At 36.9% G+C, this 6,861-nt stretch carries 9 protein-coding genes; 6 read left to right on the top strand and 3 right to left on the bottom strand.

Going from position 1 to position 6,861, the window contains the following annotated elements; all coding sequences use genetic code 11:
- Positions 1–174: 174 nt before the first annotated feature.
- A complete protein-coding gene (locus RTK36_RS07795; protein ID WP_312045935.1) occupies positions 175–420 on the bottom strand; it encodes a helix-turn-helix domain-containing protein in 246 nt (81 codons plus the stop codon).
- Positions 421–522: 102 nt separating this feature from the next.
- Here RTK36_RS07795 and RTK36_RS07790 point away from each other — a divergent pair, with 102 nt between their 5' ends.
- On the top strand, positions 523–654 hold the full coding sequence (locus tag RTK36_RS07790) for a hypothetical protein (RefSeq protein ID WP_312045933.1): 132 nt from the start codon (positions 523–525) through the stop codon (positions 652–654).
- 198 nt (positions 655–852) lie between these two features.
- On the opposite strand, the gene RTK36_RS07785 is transcribed toward RTK36_RS07790, so the two are convergent.
- Positions 853–1,026 carry a hypothetical protein gene (locus RTK36_RS07785; RefSeq protein ID WP_312045931.1) on the bottom strand — a complete coding sequence of 58 codons (174 nt, stop codon included), beginning with the start codon at positions 1,024–1,026 and terminating at the stop codon, positions 853–855.
- A gap of 111 nt (positions 1,027–1,137) precedes the next feature.
- On the opposite strand from RTK36_RS07785, the gene RTK36_RS07780 reads away from it, so the two are divergent.
- Entirely contained in the window at positions 1,138–1,275 is a 138-nt protein-coding gene (locus RTK36_RS07780; protein WP_312045929.1) for a hypothetical protein, read from the top strand.
- A gap of 143 nt (positions 1,276–1,418) precedes the next feature.
- On the opposite strand, the gene RTK36_RS07775 is transcribed toward RTK36_RS07780, so the two are convergent.
- Positions 1,419–2,108 carry a Crp/Fnr family transcriptional regulator gene (locus tag RTK36_RS07775; protein WP_312045927.1) on the bottom strand — a complete coding sequence of 230 codons (690 nt, stop codon included), beginning with the start codon at positions 2,106–2,108 and terminating at the stop codon, positions 1,419–1,421.
- A gap of 95 nt (positions 2,109–2,203) precedes the next feature.
- Here RTK36_RS07775 and RTK36_RS07770 point away from each other — a divergent pair, with 95 nt between their 5' ends.
- The 4 genes from RTK36_RS07770 to RTK36_RS07755 all read left to right on the top strand — a co-directional run bounded on the left by RTK36_RS07770 (position 2,204) and on the right by RTK36_RS07755 (position 6,528).
- Complete coding sequence (locus RTK36_RS07770; protein ID WP_312045925.1) at positions 2,204–2,626, top strand: DMT family transporter; 423 nt, start codon at positions 2,204–2,206, stop codon at positions 2,624–2,626.
- Positions 2,627–2,637: 11 nt separating this feature from the next.
- Positions 2,638–3,090, top strand: coding sequence for a DMT family transporter (locus tag RTK36_RS07765; RefSeq protein ID WP_312045922.1), 453 nt, complete (start codon positions 2,638–2,640; stop codon positions 3,088–3,090).
- A gap of 345 nt (positions 3,091–3,435) precedes the next feature.
- Positions 3,436–5,916, top strand: a complete 2,481-nt coding sequence (locus RTK36_RS07760) for a LuxR C-terminal-related transcriptional regulator (RefSeq protein ID WP_312045920.1) — start codon at positions 3,436–3,438, stop codon at positions 5,914–5,916.
- 306 nt (positions 5,917–6,222) lie between these two features.
- Entirely contained in the window at positions 6,223–6,528 is a 306-nt protein-coding gene (locus RTK36_RS07755; protein WP_312045918.1) for a hypothetical protein, read from the top strand.
- The last annotated feature ends 333 nt before the right edge of the window (positions 6,529–6,861 follow it).

Below are 6,861 nucleotides of genomic sequence, written 5' to 3'. Positions count from 1 at the left end.
GAAGATCGTTTAATTGAAAAGACGATTATGATTAAAAAGTCCTTTAAAAGGGGCTGAATAGATATCTGTAAAAAGAGGCTGCCTTTATGGCAAGCCTCAATTTTTTTCTTTGCTTAAGATAACATCATATATATTTTGGGTTGATCAGTATAATAAAAATTTTTTCTGTATAGTTTATTTTAATAGCTCATCGGTAGTAATATTAAATATCTTGGCGAAAGCAACAATTTCAATGTCTGTTACAAATCGTTTTCCACTTTCAATTTTTTGAATGGCATTCTTATCTAAATCGATTCCTATGAGTTGTAATTCATTTGCGAGCATTCTCTGTGATACAGTAGGGGTTAGAGCCTTTCTTAATTCTTTAATTTTATTTCCACAAAGATTTAATGAACCATCGGCATTTTTATTTTTATACATTACACACCTCCATATTGACATCTTATACTTGTCAATGTCTTTATTATATGGTAAATTGTTATATAATATGACACTCTCTAAATGTCAATGGAGGTGATGTTAATGACTGATTATGAAGATATGTATTTCTTGTTGCTTAATAAAATAACAGATATCATTAAAGATTTGCAAGAAGTTCAGCAACAAGCAGAAGAACTGTACTTGGCGCAAGATGATGTGAGGATTGTTGAGTAACACCATGTCGAAGCGAACCGTTTCCAAAAATCAAGAGCAGCCACCTAATTTTGGATAGCTGCTCTTGATTTCTTTTATACTAATTTTATTTTACAAATAACTAACTATGAAAAAGGGCTTATGAATTATTCATCCATAAGTCCTTTTGAATTTTAATAAAAGTATAGAGAATACAACAAACAATAGAAACACTCTTAACTATAAATCCTTTTCTTCAATGTTCATATGATTAAGTGCATATTCACAGCACTGGGCAACGAGAGAATTTACAGATATGTTATGTTCAGCGGAACATTTTGATAAGCGCTCTACCAAAGTCTTTTCCAATCTAAATGTTTTATTTACAAATTCAGTTTTCTTGATTTCAAACATGAATATCACCTCACATATATAGTATAGTGCAAATAATCAGTAAATTATATACGCTGTATTTACACTTTATAATACAAGTGGCATTGGTATTATATTTTTGAGGTGATAATAATGACGGATGATAAAGATATGTATTTTCTGTTGCTCAATAAAATAACAGATATTATTAATGATTTACAGGAAATACAACAACAGGCAGAGGAGATGTACTTAGGGCAAGAGGACCATACTTCAAAAATTATAGAGTGACGCAAGAAAGAAATTCGAACATAGAATTAAAAACAAGAGTATTTACCATTCAATGTGGTGGAATACTCTTGTTTATTTCCTGTACAATGACGATTTAAAAGATAATGTATCCCCTAGTACTGTAATTTAAAATGCTTATAAAATTATTTGTGGGGATAAGTATCAAATTCAAAACATCGCATTTCATCTTCATTTATTACTTTGATTTTATTTCCCATCTTTTGAATAAACCCTTGGGTTTCCAGTTCGTTCATGCATCTACTTAAATGCCGATAGCTAACTCCTAATATTTCGGAAAGCTCTTTATAGGAAAAGGGAAATTTAGCTATTTTTGTAGAATTATTCATATACTCTAAAATGTATCCAACTAAACGGTTTTTTAATGGATACAAGATGTTATTTGAACTAATATTGCTGATAGCATCAAATTTATTGCATAAATCCATGCATATATATTTTAAAAAAACATTATTATTGATTCCATAAGTTTTTATCTTTTCTATTGGAAAAGCTACACATAAACAGTCAGAGAGGGCTTCTACATGACACCTATATCTTGTTTCAGTAAAAAGCTCAATATCACCTAAATTAGTGATTGAATTAAATATTCTCAAACACAATATTTTTCCATCGGCTGAAACGGTAAATACCTTTACATTTCCTTCTAAAAGTATGTAAAAATACTCTATTCTTTCGCCTAATACACAGATCAGATCACCTTTCTTAAATTGAAAGAATTCATAACTCTGCTGAAGATTCTCGTCAATAATCTCTCCTAAATTAAATTTGTCTATATAGTTTTTTAATCTTAGATTGTCTTTATATCTTTTCATAGTATCTCCAAATTTTCATTTAAACTGACAAATGTCCTATCCTGTATTCTTGTCAGTATGATAGTATCTATTCATTGCAGAAGGAGGTAACAATTATGTATAAAAGTATGGCTGCATTAGATGGCGTCTTGATTGGTTTAATGGTAGTGCTAAATGGACTTTTAGCTTCTAAAACGGGAAATACCCAATCCCTTGTGATAATCCATGGGGTTGGTCTGTTGGGATCCATCGTTTTACTTATAGGTAGTCGTACCCGCCTAATAAGCATTCAGGGATTGCCTTATTATCTTTTTACAGCTGGGGCATTGGGTATTTTTACTGTGCTATTTAACAATAGCAGCTTTTTAATGCTTGGAGCCACGCTTACACTTTGCCTAAATCTGCTTGGTCAACTTTTCGCTTCTATGATAATAGACCATTTTGGTCTGCTGGGTCAACAGATAAATAGGGTTAATTTTCTAAAACTCCTTGGTGCTGTCATAATGATCTTAGGAATTATCGCCATGAAATTAATTTAAGGAGGCTTACTATGTACATACTTTTTTCACTATTAGCAGGGATGTTAGTGATTCTATGTATTTCAATAAATGGAAGGCTAGCGCTCAAAGTTGGCTTAATTCAAGCTGGTATAACAAATTATCTAGTAGGGCTTTTCTGTTCAGTTGTTTGTATTATTCTAACAAGTCATCGATCGTCGTTTGATTTTTTTCAAGCATATTCAGGTATTCCATTTTATTTCTTTTTGGGAGGGATTGTCGGATCATTAATAATGATTTTAAATAGTATGATAATAAATAATCTGTCAGCAGTTTATGTAACCGTATTAGTATTTATTGGGCAGCTCTCCATAGGTGTTTTTATTGATTATCTTCAATGTGGCAGCATACCCATGGGAAAAGTTATTGGAGGGCTAGTAATTGTAGCTGGATTATTTGTTTATATGAAGGGTGGTGAAAAAATAGATAGCCATAGCGCAGAATGATAGCACTGAGAATTGTTCTTGAACTATATTTTAAGAGTAGATAATCGTATAATACAAAGTAGCAAATATATGAATTTAGCTTTAAAGGTGTAGTGACTAAAAATGCCTTGGAAATGCCGTAAAACAGCATTCCAAGGCATTTTGTTTTATTTCCACTTGCTAAGTTTGAATCAATTTAAGATACTTTGGTATCTGTATAGTGCTGAAAATCAGTCACTTTTCTTTATACTATACCTTGTTTTTGAGAGAAGTACATCCTACAAAGAAAAGGAATCTCTAAACATTGAATGATAATGAAATTATTGGTATACTATGGCTATAAATCCAAACGAAGGGAGGTAATTTATGCCACTGAATAAAACCAAAGTCCAAAAACCCACCATATATATACCTGAAGAATTACAAGAACAGCTTGAAAATATACATAACTATCCGCTTATTGTTTTGCAAGCGGCTTCTGGTTTTGGAAAAACTACGGTCATCAGTGAGTACCTCCACCAGTCATACGCTCAGCAGGTTTACTGGTACACCTGTATGGGAGAACCGCTTCGTAAAGCCTGGAATGGTATTTGCAAAGCATTTTCCCATATTGATGCAAATGCGGCAAAGAGATTGGAGACTTTAGAATATCCCACGCGTGAAAACCTTGTAGATATTGTTGATATAATGAGGGGGTGTGAAATCAACGGAGATACATGGCTCATACTTGACAATTTTCAATACATACAAGGTGAATTGCCTGATCATATTCTGCACGCATTTTCATGCCACGGTTGTTCAGGATTGCATATTGTTGTTATTACCCAAGCCGTTGATTCAATAGATATTGTTGGAATACCCACACAACAGGCGATTCTCATTCAAAATGAAACCTTCTTTTTTCAAAAACAGGATATCGACGCCTATTTTCGTGCTAATGAAATTGCACTGTCTCAGGACGAACTGGATCGGCTTCAGATGTTGTCTGAGGGGTGGGCGGCTGCTCTGAATCTCCAGTTAATTCGTTACTTGCGTGAGGGGGATTTTGAAGTAAGCGAAAGCATGGACGCTCTGATTCGTGCCGTCATCTGGAATCGCCTAGAGGCAGATGAGCAAAGATTTCTCGTTTCTGTATCATTGCTGCAACGTTTTACTGTGAAACAGGCATATATCCTTTTTGAAAAAAGTACTCTTCCAGCAGGTATCGTGGGGCTGCTTGGTAGCGGTTCTTTTCTTCGCTATGAGCGGGAGAACGGTTCTTATACACTACACAGTTTATTGCAAAATTTTTTGCGGCAGGAACTAAAAGAGTTGCCAGCTGATACAATTCGTAAAATGCAAAAGCTAGCCGCTGATGCGTATGCAATGGTAGGTGAACGATACTATGCTTTGTGCGGCTATTTAGATGCCCATGCGTTTGAAGCATTACTGTCTTTACCACTTAAAACCGCAGATTTTTCTTTATATCCAGAGGCTGGCAGTGCCCATGTGCTAGAGAGGGTATTTATCGAATGTGACCATGTTATTCTTCTTCGCTATCCTCAAACGTTATGCATGATTACCTTTGAGCTGTTTCGTTTGGGCAGATATGCGGCGTTTGACAAAGGCTGTTTACTGATTAACGAGCTGATTTCTAACCCTAAAAAAAATGGACTTAATGATGAGGAAGTTAAAATGCTAGTGGGACAGCTTGCATTTTTACAATCTTTCATCGCCTTTAACGACATTGAAAAAATGAGCACGCTTCACCGAAAAGCTTGGGAAGTATTGGGCGGCCCTTTCTCCAATCGTGAAGACTGGAATGACTCATGGACATTTGGGCAGCCCTCTGTGCTGTATTTGTTTTGGAGTGCTAGTGGAGCACTGGAGAGAGAACTTAACTGCATGGATGAATGCTTGCCTTACTATATCCGTCTGACGGAAGGACATGGAACAGGAGCAGACTGTGCCATGAGGGCGGAGGCAATGCTGATGCGTGGAGAAGATACTTCTGCAGAAGTTCTGTGCCACAAGGCAATTTACCTTGCCAACAGCCAAAAACAGGATTGTATCTGCTTTGTCGCCGAAATGACCCTTTTGCGGATTGCTTTGCTTCGTGGGGACTTGGAAGGCTTTGAGAACATTAAGAAAAATATTTTGGAACGGACAAAAAATAGTATTGAATCTGCGGTGAAAAGAATGGCGGATTTGGCACTGTCCTTTGTCTGTGTTCTAGTGGAAGAGAATGCAATGCCTGAATGGCTCACGGATTCAAATAAAGTAACAGGGGTTTTATACGATGTGGCCATTCCTTTTGGAGTGCTTACACATCTGCGATGGCTGTTGTACCAAGGAAATAATGCAAGGGTGTTGGGAATTGCCCAAGGGGCACTTCCAGCGGCAGAACAGCATCACTTTATCCTGCCACAGGTTTATTTTCATTTATTTATAGCCATTGCTTCTCACCGATTGGGGCAAAAAAAAGAGGCGGAAACGGCATTGGAATGTGCTCTTTCCCTTGCTCTGCCAGACGAAATTTATCTTCCTTTTGCCGAATATAGCGAGATAATTGCTCCATTACTAAAGTTACAGGAGAAAAACTCCCACATAAATAAACTAACAGCTCTGTGCACACGCCACAGGTTGGGCGTGGATAAAATCCGAAAAGCCGCCATGTACGGTCAACTTTCACCACGGGAGAGCGAAGTTGCACACCTTGCCGCCGCAGGGTTAAACAACAAAGACATTGCTTCTAGGTTGCTTATTTCCCAGGAAACAGTGAAGTCAACTATGAAAAGCATCTTTCAAAAACTTGGAATACGTTCCCGTGTTCAGCTTCAGGAATTAAAGAGTTCAGGAAAAATCTAAAACTAAATACCCCATGATGGATTAAACTTATGACAAAGTCAAAACCTTGAGGGCTTTGCCCTCAAACACCCACAAGGGTTTCACCCAATGACCCATCTAAAACCGCATTTTATGCGGTTTTAATAAAGTTTTTGGTCTTGCTTTTTTCAAAAAGCAAGTGGGTTTGGGCAACGCCCAAGGTTTGTCTACCACGCTAACGCCGTACACGAATTGTACGGCGTTTTTTTATTTTCCTATAAACTGATTTTAAAATAAATACCCGATGGGGGGTATATCAATGCCCAAAAGACAGAGTATGCTGAAAATGTGGCATTCCGCCAGGCAAAAAGATTGGAAAGGAGGCGTATTATGCAAAACAGCAGAATCTTTCGTGCAGTAACACCTATGGAAGACGGCTGCCTTAAAGTAGAAATGGAATCCGACTGCACGGTTCGTCTGGATATGCACAGACGATTACAATCGGTGCGGTTTGGATTACTTCGCAATCAGGATGTATTCCGAAGTGTGGCAACAGATGGTTATCGCCTCATATTTTACCAGAACGGCAGTGAGGTTCTGGAGATTTCGACATCCACATTTATGGATTTGCTGGCCGTGGACCGTACTAAGTAAATAGACAGCCAAAACCACAGACCCAACGGACTATGTCTTACTGATGTCAAAATGAACAAAAAGGTAAAGTGTATACAATTTAAGTAAAGTAAAAAATTTAGTACACTGGCTTATGACAACGATTCTAGGTAAATCATTGTGTAGTTGAATATCAGAAGCATGAGTGCAAAACAAAAAAGGAGGAATGCAAGAAATGAAACGAACAATAAAACAAATTAGCAGCTTATTGCTATCAGTGTGTATGGTACTTACTATGCTGACTACCGTAGCGTTTGCCGATGAAGGTGCGAGCACAAGCGAAATCACTGCCTTTGCAGATTTGCCGGAGGCTGT

This window comes from Anaerotignum sp. (genome assembly GCF_031981185.1).
Taxonomy (GTDB): Bacteria; Bacillota; Clostridia; order Lachnospirales; family Anaerotignaceae; genus Chakrabartyella.
Note: the sequence above shows the minus strand (reverse complement) of the source record. Positions and strands in the feature narration are given on the sequence as shown.

Coding starts and splice junctions, on each gene's coding strand:
- RTK36_RS07775 (WP_312045927.1), bottom strand. CDS start 2,108: ATGAAAAGATATAAAGACAATCTAAGATTAAAAAACTATATAGACAAA.
- RTK36_RS07765 (WP_312045922.1), top strand. CDS start 2,638: ATGTACATACTTTTTTCACTATTAGCAGGGATGTTAGTGATTCTATGT.
- RTK36_RS07760 (WP_312045920.1), top strand. CDS start 3,436: ATGCCACTGAATAAAACCAAAGTCCAAAAACCCACCATATATATACCT.
- RTK36_RS07790 (WP_312045933.1), top strand. CDS start 523: ATGACTGATTATGAAGATATGTATTTCTTGTTGCTTAATAAAATAACA.
- RTK36_RS07780 (WP_312045929.1), top strand. CDS start 1,138: ATGACGGATGATAAAGATATGTATTTTCTGTTGCTCAATAAAATAACA.
- RTK36_RS07770 (WP_312045925.1), top strand. CDS start 2,204: ATGTATAAAAGTATGGCTGCATTAGATGGCGTCTTGATTGGTTTAATG.
- RTK36_RS07795 (WP_312045935.1), bottom strand. CDS start 420: ATGTATAAAAATAAAAATGCCGATGGTTCATTAAATCTTTGTGGAAAT.
- RTK36_RS07785 (WP_312045931.1), bottom strand. CDS start 1,026: ATGTTTGAAATCAAGAAAACTGAATTTGTAAATAAAACATTTAGATTG.